Consider the following 15,046-nt stretch of genomic DNA (forward strand, 5'->3'; position numbering starts at 1 on the left):
ACGATGTACCAATAAATATAAGTAAAATGGGCGTCATACTGTTAAAATTTCCACGGAATACCCAATGAACAGCCCCGTTTCTATGACACCCGGGATCGCACTTAACTCTTTTTCCAACGTATCGGGTATATGAGCAAACCTTACATCCATCAGCACATTGCCGGCCTCGGTCAATACCGGCCCGTCCTTCGCTGTCGCCATACGCAGCTGCACGTGTTCACAATCAAAAGTTTGAAGGGCTGTTTCTACAAGATGGACTGCTCGTGGATCCACTTCTAATGGAACCGCAAACTTCTTCCCAAGCTTTTCGACATGCTTGCTTTCATCTACTAAAATATACGTCTTTGCCGCACTTGCCATCACAAGCTTTTCAGCAAAAAGAGCGCCCCCTCTTCCTTTGATGAGACGTTGTTTCCCATCCACCTCGTCTGCCCCATCAAATCCCCAATCCGGTTGATGGTTTAGCAGGGAAGTGATCGTCAGGCCGTAGTAACTACAGTTCATTTCTGCCTCTTTAGAAGTAGGAATTGCCAGGATCTCCAGCCTATCCTCAGCGACTCTTTCGGCAATCTTTTCGAGAGCAAGAAATGATGTCGAACCTGACCCGATGCCAATGACATCTCCATCTTTTACAAAACGGCTCACTTTTTGAGCGACTTCATCTTTTCGATCACGATTTGATATCTCCCCTGACCACACTGGCTGTTCAGCGAGATTATTCTTCCATTTCACAGGTATCACCTCTTTCTTTGGTATTCCCGAATGACTTGGAAAACAAGCATGGGTGGTAAAGAAAGTGTATCAGATCAAGAAGCCTCTTCTCCTCTCAACGCCAAAACTTTGTCATTCTTAACGTATTCTTCACATAAATATAAGGTAATCCATTTTTCTAGAAAGAAGGGGATGGAATTGAAACGAGTGTACTGGAAGTTGTTCATCTTCTATCTCATCCTCATCTCAGCCATCATACTCGTCACACTAAATCAATAACATACTCCTCCATAAAAGCTCCCTATTCTTGAAGACTCAGTTTCGAGACAATTGTGAGGTTCTAGGGGCTTTGGGAAAAGGTTCGCTTTCCATGGGGCGGGCGGTGAGCCTCCTCAGGCTACGCCTTCCGGGGTCTCACCTGTCCCACACGTCCCATAGGAGTCTCACCGTTTCCCTCCGCCCCTTTACCATATAAGTGTCTCGAAACTACATTTAAAATAAGCAGCTTTTATCCTAGTAAAAACAAAAGAATAACTAACTACAACGGTGACTATTTCAGGTGCGTAAAGCTTGCTATATAGCGTTTTACGCATATAATACCATGGGAGTGGAAGACACTCTCCCCGGTAAAGGCGTCCGTTTCTCCTTTACATCTAAAGGGGTGGATGGGAAGCTGCGAGACTCCCGTGGGAGAAAGGAGATAGGCGAGATCCCGCAGGACGTAGTCCGAGGAAGCTCGGCGCTCCCCCACAGAAAAGCGAGTTGCTTCGCAGCCACCCCTAACGCTCAACATGGCAACGAACCACGAAACATCTCGAAATTGAGTCTTCAACAATCCTGCCATATTGTTGAACAAGCGTTTAATTAATGTTGAGTTTTCTATATATCCAAAAAACCTCGACCGCTCCATGGTCGAGGTTTTACTTGATTAAGTCGTGTTTGAAGGCATAGATGACCGCCTGGGTACGGTCGGAAACTTGGAGTTTTCCAAGGATGTTGCTGACGTGTACCTTTACGGTTTTCAGGGCAATGAACAATTGATCGGAGATTTCCTGGTTGGTCTTCCCTTCCGCCATTAATAGAAGAACTTCTTTTTCTCTTCCCGTAAGTTGGTCGTGAAGTTCAGCGCCATCTGGCGTCCGCATTTTTGTCATGATTTTCCCTGTCACTTCAGGTTCTAGGATGGACTGGCCTGCGTATGTAGAACGAATGGCCTTGGCGATTTCTTCTGCCTTTGAAGTTTTGAGCATATAGCTCGTCGCTCCCGCTTCGAGTGCCGGGTACACTTTTTCATCATCTAGAAAACTTGTGACGATAATGACTTTGGCTTCCGGCCATTGTTCAGTAATCCGCTTCGTCGCTTCAATACCATCCATCTCGTCCATGACCAAGTCCATCAAAATGATATCAGGACGATGTTCCAATGCAAGGTCCACAGCTGCTTTTCCATCGTCTGCTTCCGCAATAACTTCGATATCTGATTGTGCAGATAAGTATGCTGATACACCGATGCGCACCATTTCATGATCATCAGCAAATAAAACGGTAATCATTCTTCTTCGCCTCCTTTTATCCGATGGGGAACCTTCACTTCTAGCCGAGTGCCCTGTTCCCTCACGCTTACCACCTTTAATGTCCCTCCAATTTCAAACGCTCGTTCCTGCATGTTTTGCAGTCCATATGAGCTTGTCTTCGCTTCTTCTACATTAAAACCGATGCCATCATCCACGATACGCAGGATGACGTTTTGATCCCTTTCTATCAACATGACATTTAAGGAATGAGCTTTTGCATGCCTTAAGGTATTTGAAACCGATTCTTGAAGAATCCGGAATAGCTGATCTTCGATGCCTTTTTCAAGGTTCAGAGGTTCCACGGACCATTCAATTTCCATCGGTACTTTTTGTGTGAGTTCATAAAGCAGTTCTTCTGCTCCTTCCGATAGAGACTTATCCTTGAGGGCTACTGGCCTTAAATGCAGAAGTAGAGCTCTCATTTCAAGCTGAGACTGATGAATCATGCGTTCAACCATCTGCATTTGTTTTTTCGTTGCCTGCCAATCATCCGAATCGGTTTCGTTAATGGCAGACATCATCATGGAAGCTGCAAATAATTGCTGACTGACGGAATCATGAAGTTCTCTCGCAAGCCGGTTCCTTTCCTGGATCACCACTTCCTGCAGACTCTTCTCACGTTCTTCCGCTCTCTCTGTAACCATACGTTGAGCAAGCTCTGTTTGTTTCGTCATTCTCTCTTCCAGTTGTTTAAGAGCGATGTCGATCTGCTCTATCTCTTTCAAATCAACCTCTTCTTCCACAAGTTCATTTCCCTTTGTCAATTCTGACACGCGATGTTCGATGTTGAAGAGCTGCCTGCGCCAAAACCACCCCTGGATGACGCCGACTACAAATCCAAAAGATAAAGAAATGAATAAAACAAAGAAAATATAAGGAAGATCAAAAACATCCCTTTCCAGGAGATCTCCCCACGAGTCAAAAGGAAAGGCATAGAACGTAATGGCCAGCAACAGAATGGTGAACCCCAAAAAAGTCAGGGTGCCTGACAACAATTGTCTCTGCCATACATTCATACGCGCTTCACCTCAAGTTCTCCGGAAACCATAGACGTGATAATTTTCACGCGTGGCTTTTCTTTTCGATACCCTTCGGTTTGATAGGAGATCACCTGGTTGAACACTTTCGACTTCTTATATTGAAAGATGGCAGCACGTCCAATGAGAGCACTATGATGAATACTTACCTCTACTTCATAAGGGACATAAACGGTCAGGTTCCCAATCCATTGGCGTATGGAAATGACGGCCTCATCGTGAGGAAGGACCGTCTGACTCAAATCCACGATTTTGTCCCCAAACCCACCATGGATGTTGATATCCTTCCATTCGTAAGAAGTTTTTGGTGTAGCATCATCTCCAAAAAACTTTTGCCTTAGTAATGGTTCCTGCTCCGGGAGCTCCTGGTGGTAATCAATGATCTCGGGTTGGATGTGTTCCGGCTTTTCTCTTGATTTGAAGTAATCCCTTAGGAACATGAGAATCAATGCGATGACCAGAAATCTTACAGCAATCATACTTAATACAGTGAAGATTAAACTGATCAACCCAATCCAGAAAAGGATTTTCCTCCATAATGGACGATAGTTTTTCCATCCGATATACATAAGGACTCCGGAAAAAACGACAGAAAATACAAGTCCTCCGTTGAAAAAGACAATTTCCACAACGAGGAGAATCACCCCTATGATTAAAATCGTGTTGATCGTATCGGTTGAAAGCTTTTTAAGCATAAAGGTCATCCCCCTCTCTTAAATCGATAAAGACGCAGAAATCTGCGCCTTCATCATACCATGTTTTCTATTTAGCGGGTACTTCCTCCCGTTTCTCCATTTCTTTCTCCAAATGAGCCATTTTACTGTCAAAGGTATTGTGATCGTACGCACTGTTTACCTTGTACTCGAGGTCCTCAATATAACGGTCGATTTCTGAAAATCTTGAGTAAGGCTTGTCCGCTGCGTCCTCGATCACACGATTCATGCGGTGATGAGCACGAGCGATATTTTCACGCCCCATCAGTTCCATCCGCTTCAAATGCATGTCCTTCAGCTTGTGTTTCATTTCTTCATATTTGCGCTCTAGCGCTTCCAGTTGTTCGACACTATCCCTTCTTGATGCTTGAAGGCGATCAGCTCTTGCCTCATATTCCTGCTGCTCTTTGACGGCAAATTCATACATTGTGGTTTCTCCGGCTTTTTCAGCAATTTCAGCCTGGCGTCTGCGCTTGTCCGCCATATCCTGTGCTTTCTGAACCTCACGGGAAAACTCATCTTTCAATCGGTACTGCCGCTCCACAAGCTTCCTGACCTTCTCGGTTTCTTTTTCACTTTCACGCAAATACTGATTTAACATTGCGATCGGGTTCTTTTGTTCTTTTTGATCCAACGCCTCGTGCAAGTCTGCGGTAATGGAATCTTTCAACCTCGTAAATAAATTAGCCATATTGTGTATCTCTCCTTTGGTTTATTTGTTCATTTCTGCCCATTGGCGTTCAAAGTTGGTAAAAGGATCATCGGACTTGGTAGATCGTAACTCTTCGCTTTTGCTTGTCCAATTTTTATAGATCCAGTACAGCACAAAAGCAGCGGCTACGCCGATTACGGCATAGACATTGGAGACGGCTATACTGAGGATGATCAGTCCGACAACGACCCAGCCGATCTTCGCTGCCGTAGAGTCAGTCTTCATGAACTGTTTGAACACGACATAAAGCAACCAGACACTTACACCCAGGAGGATCATCGGTCCTAAATTGACGAGCAATACGGTAAGGGCGACTAATCCAGCCAGGAATAGTAAAAATTTCTTCATCGTTTTTCCCTCCTTGCTGATTTCTTGTCTTTATCATATCGATAATAGAATTTTGGCGTAATGAGCCAGAGATATATTTTCAACTAAGACCAGAGGCGTATCGTAGGATAAGAAAATGTGGAGATGGAACTAATGGTAGAGGATAGTAAACAATTAGAACGAGGGCGCCGCCCCCCATAACAAAAAAAGCCGCCCAAAAAAGGCGGCCTTTCTTCTATTCAATAATACGCAGTTCTTTGGGTGTTTTTGTCAATGTCACATACCCGTTTTCCGTAACGAGTACATCGTCTTCCAAGCGAACGCCGCCGACTTCCGGGTCATAGATGCCAGGCTCAATCGTGTACGTCATCCCTTCTTTCAAGACGCCATCATTCAAATGACTCATGGAAGGGAATTCGTGCACATTGATTCCAAGACCGTGACCGATGCGGTGTGGGAATTTGTCTCCGTATCCTGCATCTGTAATGATGTCACGTGCCACTTGGTCAAGGTCACCGATCCGTGTCCCCGGCTTACTGATGGCTAGTGAAGCGTCCAGGGCTTCCTTCACTTTATTGTAAATCGCCTTCTGTTCTTCATTTACCGAGCGATAGGCAAACGTACGGGTAATATCGGACGTGTACCCTTTCCATACGACGCCAAGGTCGAATAAGACAAAGTCCCCTGGCTTCAGGCGGCGGTCACCAGGATTCCCATGGGGCTGGCCTGATTTTTCACCGAACAGGACCATCGTAGAAAAGGACATCTCCGCAACGCCTTTCTTCTTCAGTTCATATTCAATCTTCGCGAGCACTTCCATTTCGGTGATTCCTTCTTCCAGGGCTTCAACTCCCACGCTCACACCGAAGTCTGCAAGCTCAGCTGCTTCTTTCATAATGCTGATTTCGTGATCATCTTTGACCACCCGCATGTTGTTCAATTCTCCTTCGATGTCTTCAACTTTCACATCTTCAAAGAGCTCGAAAAACGATTCACTTCTGCCATAAGAAAGGACTTGTTTTTCTATCCCTACCGTTCTTACATTGACGATGCCGTTCTCTTTCATCTTGTCTGCCATCATCTGCCATGGATTTTCGTGATCGGCATAACCAATCACTTCCTTCGTCCACCCAGCATCACGGATTTGACCTTTCTCCATTCCAGGCAGGATAGCAATCGGATCTGCTTCAGGGAAAACGAGCAACCCCAGCAACCTTTCATGTGGGTCTGTATGAAATCCCGTCAAATAGAAAAAGTTCTCTGTTGAATTAATAAACGCTGCATCAACGTTTGTATCTTTCAGGTATTGTGAAAATTGTTCCAATCGATGTTCCAACATTCATCACTCCTCTTCGCTTCTTTTTTCATCATAGCTCAATCTTTCAAGCAATCCAAATCACACAAAAGTCCGAAAACGGGAGTGAACGTTTAACGACACTTTTATCTTTTTCATTCTCAATAGGGGGAGCATTCGATATAATGGCGAAAGGTGATTAAATTTTAGGAGGTGAACAAATATGGACCGTACTCGTTTTTTTGTGCGGGTAGCTGCAATCTATGCATTGATCGGCGCATTTATGGGTTCCCATATGGCCGGCGGAGGGGGTCTGCAATTGAGCGCGATTCACGCTCACATTCTCGTTGTTGGATGGCTTTCCCTTTTTGCTTTCGGTGTTTATTATAGAGTATTCTCTATCCCCAAGGATTCCAAGCTCGCGACAGCACACGTATGGACATCGTTCTTTGGTGTCTTCGGCTTGACGGTTGGTATGTGGCTGTATTATACCCAACCAATTCCAGGGTTGAGCACGTTCAACACGACTTTCTTCATCGTTGGAGGGACCGTCCTTCTCATCGCTTTCGTCTTATTTGCGATTATGACTTTCGTTCATGGAAAACAAATTTCAGAAAACGCATAAAAAGAGATCCGCTCTCCATAGCGGATCTCTTTTTCTTATGCAGCTTGCCTTAGCGGTGTACGGTGCAACAACGACTTTTCTAGTCGGATCGCAAAAAAAGCGGACACGACGGCTAAGCCGATATCTTTAATTAAAAATGGCACCATGCTTGACCAGGCCAAAACAAAACCAATACCATCCCCTCCAACCCAGAAGTTCATAGCAAGATAGAATAGATTGACACCAATAAAATAGTTCAACACAATTCCGACAAGGGCTGCGGCGATATAAGTACGAAGGTTCCGTTTAGACTCTGCAATCTTTCCAACAGCGTAAGCAACGATAATAAAAGATAAAATAAATCCAAATGTTGGGGATATGAGCATGGATATTCCACCTTTAAATCCAGCAAAAATGGGTGCACCTACCAGCCCTAGAAGGGCATAAACAAGAACAGAGAATGAGCCTAACCTACTACCCAAGACGAGTCCTGCCAGGATAGCAAAGAATGTTTGAAGCGTGAGCGGTACGCCCATAACTTGTAAAAATGGCATAAATGCAGTGATGTTGGCTCCGATCGCCATGAGAGCGACGAACAAGCTGCCCAAGGTAATATCGTAAGCCGATAAACGAGATGATTTCATTACGGTGTCCTCCTACATATAAAATCTCTTTAACTATTATTAAGATAAGAGAATACACCTTTAATGTCAACTAAGTTTTTTTATAGTTAACAAAAAAGAACTGCCGTTAGAATCGGCAGTTCTTTTTTGTTTTTATAGTCCCAACCCCATTGAAAGTTGGTTCGTATAACTTGTATAAGCAACGATTTGATTCAACGCTGCCATTTTCTGATCATCATACCTATGCTCCTTCAGACGTTCCACATCTTCTTTCGTCACTTCCACCGGTTTAGCAATTAAGCGCTCCGCGTACGTGAGCACAGCTTTCCATTCCTCACTCATGTCGGATTCCTTATAATTATTAAGCCAGTTCAGCACATCCTCCTGATCCACCAATTCTTCAAGCAATTTAGAGTGGCTATCGGTACAGTATTTGCAGCCATTCTTCATAGAAACGAACGTGATAACCACTTCTCTCAAATCGTCTGGAAAGTCTGTCTCTTTAATCGCTTTCTGCAAGGGAAGAAAAGCTTCATACAATTTTTCATCATTCGCCAGCAGCCGATCAAACAGAGGGGCTGGATTGGGCATATTGTTTTGTACATTTAGTTCCTTCATTTCTTTTTGTTTTACAGGTTTAATCCATGGCATCACTATACCGCTCCTTCATCATTCTATTTGACTAGTATTAAAAACCTATTAAATGGTGACTTTTCCCTACAGATATAGTAATATAGACTCAAAAAGTAGGAGGGGGAGTATTATGTTTTCTCCTCAAAGGACGATGGGGCAATATACAACCCCTAAAAAAACAGTGCAATATATGACTCGGAAGCTCCTATCTGAACTTCCTGAGAAAAGCACTCTTAAGGTTCTCGACCCTGCGACCGGGGATGGTATCTTCATCCATACGTTGCTGGAAGAAGGCCTTACAGCAGAAAACCTCTATGCCTTTGATATCGACCAAAAAACAGCGTCTCCTCACCCTGAAGTTCATTTCTACTATGAAGATTTTCTAAAGGTTGATCAACGAGGGCAATATGACGCAATTATAGGCAATCCTCCCTATAAATCCAAACGACAAAGCCCTTACTTTTCCGAAAACCGCGAAAGAATAGAACGCGAATTTGGAAAAATCGGCACTCATAATTTATATTCCCTCTTCATTCACAAAGGCATACAATGTTTGAAGCCCGGTGGAGTGATGACCATGATTGTACAGGACTCATTTCTTACGAACATTTACTACAAAAACTTTCGTGAATTTCTACTAAAAGAGACCGAAATCAAAGAAATCATCCTCGCTCCCAGACGCCTTTTTCATAAAGGGAAGGCTGATGTACGTACAGCCATCATAACTCTCAAGAAAAGAGACCTAAAAGCACCCGTCTCCACACAAATGAGATTGGTTGACCGTCTGAATGAGCAAAATTACGATCATCCACCAGAGGGCACCATCCAGTATCTATCCCAACAAACGTTTGAGCAGATGCCTGCTTATAACTTTTCAATCAATGTTCCTGAAGACATATTGAGACATTTCGAAGCTCCCTACCAGGCGCTGGGAAGTGTTCTTAAAGGAGGGACAGGCATATCTACCGGTGATGATCGTTCTTTCTTACGGCCATTTAAAGAAGGGCATGCACCCTCGGACTGGATTCCTTTTTATAAAAATGGCGGGAGAAAAGACGCCTGGTTTTATGAACCGAAATACTACATCCACAAAGATTGGCCGGACTATGTCGACAGTGGAGGAAACTTCACGGTACGGAACCGAGCCTATTTTTACAAGAGAGGCATTACCTGTTCGTCCATGGGGGTGGATTTCTCGGCAGCATTACTTCCAGAAGGCTCCTTGTTCGGTGTGAACGCCAACCTTTTTCCAGAACATGAGGAAGACTTGTACTACTTCCTCGGGCTGCTAAACAGCAAGTTGATGAAATACATGGTAAGAAAAGTTCTCAACCGAACCAATATGATCACGTCCGGCTACATCAAGAAGATTCCTTACATAGAACCTGATCCTCTACAAAAACAGGTAATGATTGAAACAGCTCGGAGTATCGTTGAGAAGAAAAAAGAAGATCCAACTTTCCAAACCGGTGAATGGGAGATGTTGGTGGATCAAACCGTTTATGAAATCTATGGAATATCGAAGTCCAGTCGTTCGAAAGTCCATGATTTCTGCCATGACATTATGGAGAAGATTTGACTCTTCTCCACCTCCCCTCTCATTTTCCGGCACAATATTTCCTGGGAAATCAAATCATTTTATAATTCGATAATTTCCCCAATCATCAGGTAGAAGCTGCAAATATTTGCGCGAAAGAAAGCGATCATCGACAAGCTGAATGGATCCGTGATCTTCTTCTGATCGAATCAACCGCCCCCCTGCCTGCAACACCTTGTTCATTCCAGGATAGACATAGGCATAATCATATCCGTTTCTCCCTTTTTGGTTAAAGTACTCTTTGATCAACTCCTTTTCAAAGCTTCTGGGAGCAAGCCCTATACCTACTACTGCCACACCGTTCAACCGATCCCCTCGAAGGTCTACACCCTCAGAAAATATCCCTCCCAGCACAGCGAAACCAACAAGTCGGCCTCCTTCCTCGAATTGAGCAAGGAAGTCTTCTCTTCTTTCTTCATCCATCCCCCGCTCCTGCATAACCGCATCCACAGGAAAGACGTTTTTGAATTCACGATAGACCATTTCCATATAGTGATACGAAGGGAAAAAGAAAAGGTTATTCCCTTCGTGGAGTTCCACCTGATCATACAGTCGCTTGGTCAGTTCACCAACGGTCTTCTCCCTGCTCTTATACCTCGTCGATAAAGGAGTGATCATCACATCAATTTGCGATGAGTCGTACGGGGAAGGTAAATGTAAGATATAATCGTCTTTCGTGCCCCCAAGCATCTCTTTATAATAAGCAAAGGGTGAAAGGGTCGCTGAAAAAAACACCCCTGACCTGAACGTTTTCGTCGTTTCCCTTAGAACGTGAGAAGGATCAAGACAAAACAGTTTCAATACGAAGTCTCCCTCTCTTGTACTCTCTCCCAACAAACGATAGTGTTCGTCCACATATTCGAGTATTTTTAAAAACCTCTGAGACTGAAAATATACATCCACCAGCCGTTCAGATCTTTCCCCTTCCGTATTCTCCTGTAAAAGCGATTCTGCCTCGGACAAGAAGCGTTCCATATTTTCTTCCAATTCCCCTGGCACCTGTTCCAATTGGAGGAATTCCTCCGTAGGTGAATAAAAACGCTCTAAATCTTTACCAATCGCCTCAGCCACTTTGACTAAGTGATCTTCTTCCCCCTCCCATTCAGCCGCAACGCTTTCGTAGGATTGCTTGGTAATGGAGGCCGAATACATCTCGCGAGCACGCTCGACAAGGTTATGGCTTTCATCCACGAGCAGTGCTGTTTTTTTCTTCCGATCAGGCATCAGCCGCTTCAACGAAACCCGAGGGTCAAAGATATAATTGTAGTCACCGATAATCACGTCCGAAACATCTGTAAGGTCCAGTGAAAATTCAAAGGGGCAAACTTTATGTTTCCTTGCATAGGATTCAATAACCGGACGTGTCATCTGTGTTTCATGGAGTAGAATATCGACAATTGCCCCATTGATTCGGTCATAGTAACCGTCAGCAAATTCACAGTAGTCCGGCTGGCATATCGTTTCTTCCTGGAAACAGATTTTATCTTTTGCTGTTAATGTAACCGAACGAAGCTTAAGTCCCATCTCCTGCATCTTCAGTAGAGCTTCTTCAGCTGTCGCTCTTGTAATCGTCTTTGCTGTTAAATAATAAATTCTTTCCAAACCTTCCAACTGTAACGCTTTAATCGCTGGAAAAAGGGTCGATATCGTCTTTCCAATCCCTGTCGGAGCTTGAGCGAACAGATTTCTTTTTTCCTCTATCGTGCGGTAAACACTTCCTGCTAGTTTCCGCTGACCGTCACGATAGCTTGGAAATGGAAAGTTCAAATCAGGGACTGTTTTTTCTTTTTGCTCTCGTATATGAAGGAGAATTCGCGCATAAGATGTGTATTCACTAACGGTTTCATGCATGAATTGATGCAATTCCTCGTATGTAAATGTACGTAAAATCCGCTTTTTTTCTTTTGTTCTTTTCTGAACATACGTCAACTGGACCTGAATTTTCTGAAGCTCTTCTTTTGCTGCATAGATAAAGGCATACCCTTTGGCTTGAGCCCAGTAGAGAGGATAAGTGGTACCATCAATTTCATCAAGATCCCTTGAGGTAGATTTGATTTCATCAATCACCGGTCCTTCTTCCGTGTCCAATAATCCATCACACCGCCCTTGGACCTTAAGGTTTACCCCTTCCTGATAAAACTCATATTCCAGAAATACTTCGGATTCGTCCTTTTCTTTATACTTCTTTTGAACTTCTTGATGGATGGCCGTTCCTTCCACAAGCGCTGTATTCGTTTGGAAACGTTCGTCAATACTCCCCGTCCTGTACACATAGGAGACAAGGTCTCGAACGGAAATCGTCATTTGTGTGTCCATCGATTCCCCTCCTGCTTAGCGGTTTTATTTTCTTACCCTCATCTTCTTACACTCTTTTCCGTATGTCTATTGTATAGGACCATGATATAATTGTGGTTAAAACTTTTCATTTCCCATTAGATGGGAAGCACATATAATAGAAGTGAGATTACCCTTCAGGAGGGATTCAGCCTTGAAAAAATGGAGATGGATGGCAGCCGTCGCACTCTCCTTCTTGATCGCCTTTTTCATCATAGCAGCCTTTATATATACCCCGGAAGAAGAACCGTCGACTGAATCGAAAGACTCACAGCAAACAGCGGAAACCATCCCCGATCAAGAAGAACAAATGGAAACCGAAGAACCCGAAGAGGTTGAACAGGAAAGTGAAGCAAAAGAAGGGAAGCTGAGTGAAGGATTACGCGAGGTCTTTACTAGTGTGATTGAAAGTGCCCGTGACGTGTTTATTAAGGACGACCTGAATATCGTAGCTATTGGCGACTCTTTGACCCAAGGTGTAGGAGATTCTACAGAAAATGGTGGATACATTGGGATCCTTGAGGAAACTTTCAATGCAAATCCGGATACAGAGACCCTCAATATAACAAACTACGGAAAACGAGGAAATCGGACAGACCAAATGCTGGAACGGATGGAAGATGAAGAAATTGCCGATTCCCTGCAAGAAGCAGACCTGATCCTGATTACCATCGGCGCTAACGATGTGATGAAAGTAGTGAAAAATAATTTTACAAGCTTGAATTATCAGGACTTTGTCGAGGAACAGGAAGGTTATGAAAACCGAATACGTGATATTTTCAATCGGGTTCAGGAATTGAATCCTGATGCCCCTGTGTATCTACTGGGGCTCTATAATCCTTTTAACCAATACTTCACGAACATTCCCGAACTTGGAAAAATCATGGGAGATTGGAATGCCATCAGCCGGCGAGTCACCGATGACTACGAGCAGGCCACCTTCATCCCCATTAGAGACTTATTTGAAGGAAACGAAGAAGAGCTCCTTTGGGAAGAAGACCTTTTCCATCCCAATGAAAGAGGTTATAAAAAGATGGCGGAGCGCGTGTTACAATACATTAGAGAAGACATCGAACAATAACAGGTGGAATGTATAAGATGAAACGACTATTGTTAAATAATAAATGGAGAACATCCTTTTGGCTTTTGGCTCTAATCAATGTAGGGGTTGTCATTTGGCTTGTCGCTTTAGTTTTCTTACCAAGCTCTTATACCATCGTTAATGTGGATCAGGAAAAAGAAAGCCCTGATGCAGAGTTCACCATCGTTTCTACAAAGGAGAATATGGAGCAACTCGCCAATGAATATCTTTCAGAGCTTTCAACCCAGACCGTTTTCGATTACTCGATCACCCTGGATCGAAATGTTACATTATCAGGGAACATCAAGGCCTTTGATCAGGTCATTCCTATTAATGTAGAATTACATCCTGAAGTGCAGAAAAATGGAGACCTTATTTTAAGACAAGAGAAAATCTCCTTAGGGAAACTTCCCCTCCCCAATAAAAAGGTATTGGAATTTGTAAAAGATAACTATAACTTACCTGAATGGGTCATCGTAAATCCAAATGAAGAAAACATCTATGTTGCGGTCACTCAAATGGACACGGCAAGCAATTTCAATGTGAAAGTCGACCGGTTCAACTTGAACTCCAATCAGCTAGCATTCAAAATTGCTGTACCGAGCAACTCTTTCCAATTCGCACAACGAGTTGTAAATGAACATATAGAGTGACAAGCAAAGCAGATGAATGCCTTCATTCAACTATGATAAAATTGGACTACCATTCCCAATGATAAGGAAGTGACAGATATGCGCGTCGTTAACAATATTGCCGATTTAATTGGAGATACACCATTAGTTAAATTGAATCGTCTAGCGCCAGAAGGCGGAGCCGATATTTATATGAAATTGGAAAAATACAATCCAAGTGGAAGTGTCAAAGACCGTGCTGCTTTCAACATGATGGAACAGGCGGAGAAGGATGGCCACCTTAAAAAAGGAGCAACGATCATCGAACCGACCAGCGGGAACACAGGTATCGGAATTGCTATGAATGCTGCTGCAAGAGGATATAAAGCCATCCTTGTCATGCCAGATACAATGACTCAAGAACGGATTAACCTTTTGAAGGCTTACGGTGCCGAAATCGTTCTGACACCTGGAGATGAAAAAATGCCAGGGGCCATCGCCAAAGCGAAAGAACTGGTTGAGGAAATTGAAGGAAGCTTTATGCCTATGCAATTTGAAAACATGGCCAACCCAGACGCCCACCGCCATACAACGGCCGCAGAAATTATAGAAGCTATGGATGAGCTCGGCAAACCTTTATCTGCTTTTGTTTCTACTGCTGGAACAGGCGGTACCATAACAGGCACAGGTGAAGAGCTAAAAAAACGTTACGAAGATCTAACCATCCATGTAGCCGAACCCGCCGGCTCTCCTGTACTTTCCGGTGGAAAGCCTGGGAAGCATAAGCTTGTAGGGACGAGCCCAGGTTTTGTTCCTTCGATTTTGAATCAGGAAGTGTACGACGAGATTTTCAAAGTGACAGATGAAGATGCCTATGACATCACTCGTAGGCTTGCTCGTGAAGAGGGCTTGCTGCTTGGAACTTCTTGCGGAGCTGCCTGCTGGGCAGCTATTCAGGTTGCCAAAAAGAAAAAGCCGGGTGAAGTGATCATATGTATCGCCCCCGACACCGGAGAGCGTTACCTCTCAGGAGACTTATTCCGCTACTAAAACAAGCAAAGCACTCAGAGCTCCAAACTCTGAGTGCTTTTTTATATCCTTCTTCCACTATAGCTCCCGATTGTGGAACACTCAGTTTCGAGATGTTTCCGGGGTTCGTTGCCTGGTTGAGCGTTAGGGTTGGCTGGGAAGCCAC

General features: G+C 43.9%; 15 protein-coding genes. 5 read left to right on the forward strand and 10 right to left on the reverse strand.

Going from position 1 to position 15,046, the window contains the following annotated elements; all coding sequences use genetic code 11:
• Positions 1-33 precede the first annotated feature (33 nt).
• From rpiA to GLV98_RS09095, 7 genes are all read right to left on the reverse strand, one after another.
• Positions 34-732, reverse strand: coding sequence for a ribose 5-phosphate isomerase A (gene rpiA, locus GLV98_RS09065; RefSeq protein ID WP_160914214.1), 699 nt, complete (start codon positions 730-732; stop codon positions 34-36).
• 899 nt (positions 733-1,631) lie between these two features.
• Positions 1,632-2,264, reverse strand: a complete 633-nt coding sequence (locus tag GLV98_RS09070) for a response regulator transcription factor (RefSeq protein WP_160914216.1) — start codon at positions 2,262-2,264, stop codon at positions 1,632-1,634.
• Positions 2,261-3,301, reverse strand: a complete 1,041-nt coding sequence (locus GLV98_RS09075) for a sensor histidine kinase (protein ID WP_160914219.1) — start codon at positions 3,299-3,301, stop codon at positions 2,261-2,263. The genes GLV98_RS09070 and GLV98_RS09075 overlap by 4 nt, the downstream gene beginning before the upstream one ends.
• Positions 3,298-4,017, reverse strand: coding sequence for a cell wall-active antibiotics response protein LiaF (gene liaF, locus GLV98_RS09080; protein ID WP_160914221.1), 720 nt, complete (start codon positions 4,015-4,017; stop codon positions 3,298-3,300). The genes GLV98_RS09075 and liaF overlap by 4 nt, the downstream gene beginning before the upstream one ends.
• A 67-nt stretch (positions 4,018-4,084) precedes the next feature.
• Positions 4,085-4,726, reverse strand: a complete 642-nt coding sequence (locus tag GLV98_RS09085; RefSeq protein WP_160914222.1) for a PspA/IM30 family protein — start codon at positions 4,724-4,726, stop codon at positions 4,085-4,087.
• A 21-nt stretch (positions 4,727-4,747) separates the two neighbouring features.
• A complete protein-coding gene (locus GLV98_RS09090) occupies positions 4,748-5,095 on the reverse strand; it encodes a flagellar basal body rod protein (protein WP_160914224.1) in 348 nt (115 codons plus the stop codon).
• Between the two features lie 214 nt (positions 5,096-5,309).
• Complete coding sequence (locus GLV98_RS09095) at positions 5,310-6,410, reverse strand: M24 family metallopeptidase (RefSeq protein WP_423785007.1); 1,101 nt, start codon at positions 6,408-6,410, stop codon at positions 5,310-5,312.
• Between the two features lie 181 nt (positions 6,411-6,591).
• On the opposite strand from GLV98_RS09095, the gene GLV98_RS09100 reads away from it, so the two are divergent.
• Entirely contained in the window at positions 6,592-6,993 is a 402-nt protein-coding gene (locus GLV98_RS09100) for a hypothetical protein (RefSeq protein WP_160914229.1), read from the forward strand.
• Positions 6,994-7,028: 35 nt separating this feature from the next.
• Here the strand turns inward: GLV98_RS09100 and GLV98_RS09105 are convergent, their stop codons facing one another.
• Both GLV98_RS09105 and GLV98_RS09110 read right to left on the reverse strand, forming a co-directional pair.
• Entirely contained in the window at positions 7,029-7,616 is a 588-nt protein-coding gene (locus tag GLV98_RS09105; RefSeq protein ID WP_160914231.1) for a biotin transporter BioY, read from the reverse strand.
• Between the two features lie 132 nt (positions 7,617-7,748).
• Positions 7,749-8,246: a carboxymuconolactone decarboxylase family protein gene (locus GLV98_RS09110; protein WP_160914233.1), complete on the reverse strand. Its 498-nt coding sequence runs from the start codon at positions 8,244-8,246 to the stop codon at positions 7,749-7,751.
• Between the two features lie 112 nt (positions 8,247-8,358).
• Here GLV98_RS09110 and GLV98_RS09115 point away from each other — a divergent pair, with 112 nt between their 5' ends.
• Positions 8,359-9,807: an HsdM family class I SAM-dependent methyltransferase gene (locus GLV98_RS09115; RefSeq protein ID WP_160914235.1), complete on the forward strand. Its 1,449-nt coding sequence runs from the start codon at positions 8,359-8,361 to the stop codon at positions 9,805-9,807.
• 54 nt (positions 9,808-9,861) lie between these two features.
• Here GLV98_RS09115 and GLV98_RS09120 read toward each other — a convergent pair whose 3' ends face one another.
• Positions 9,862-12,141 (reverse strand): ATP-dependent DNA helicase, encoded by a 2,280-nt coding sequence (locus GLV98_RS09120; RefSeq protein ID WP_160914237.1) that lies wholly within the window; start codon positions 12,139-12,141, stop codon positions 9,862-9,864.
• 172 nt (positions 12,142-12,313) lie between these two features.
• Here GLV98_RS09120 and GLV98_RS09125 point away from each other — a divergent pair, with 172 nt between their 5' ends.
• The 3 genes from GLV98_RS09125 to cysK all read left to right on the forward strand — a co-directional run bounded on the left by GLV98_RS09125 (position 12,314) and on the right by cysK (position 14,901).
• Positions 12,314-13,240 carry an SGNH/GDSL hydrolase family protein gene (locus tag GLV98_RS09125; RefSeq protein WP_160914239.1) on the forward strand — a complete coding sequence of 309 codons (927 nt, stop codon included), beginning with the start codon at positions 12,314-12,316 and terminating at the stop codon, positions 13,238-13,240.
• 17 nt (positions 13,241-13,257) lie between these two features.
• Positions 13,258-13,893: a YpmS family protein gene (locus GLV98_RS09130; RefSeq protein ID WP_160914241.1), complete on the forward strand. Its 636-nt coding sequence runs from the start codon at positions 13,258-13,260 to the stop codon at positions 13,891-13,893.
• A gap of 78 nt (positions 13,894-13,971) precedes the next feature.
• A complete protein-coding gene (gene cysK / locus GLV98_RS09135) occupies positions 13,972-14,901 on the forward strand; it encodes a cysteine synthase A (protein WP_160914243.1) in 930 nt (309 codons plus the stop codon).
• Positions 14,902-15,046 lie beyond the last annotated feature (145 nt).

The organism is Halobacillus litoralis, from assembly GCF_009856415.1.
In the GTDB taxonomy this organism is placed as follows: domain Bacteria; phylum Bacillota; class Bacilli; order Bacillales; family Halobacillaceae; genus Halobacillus; species Halobacillus litoralis_C.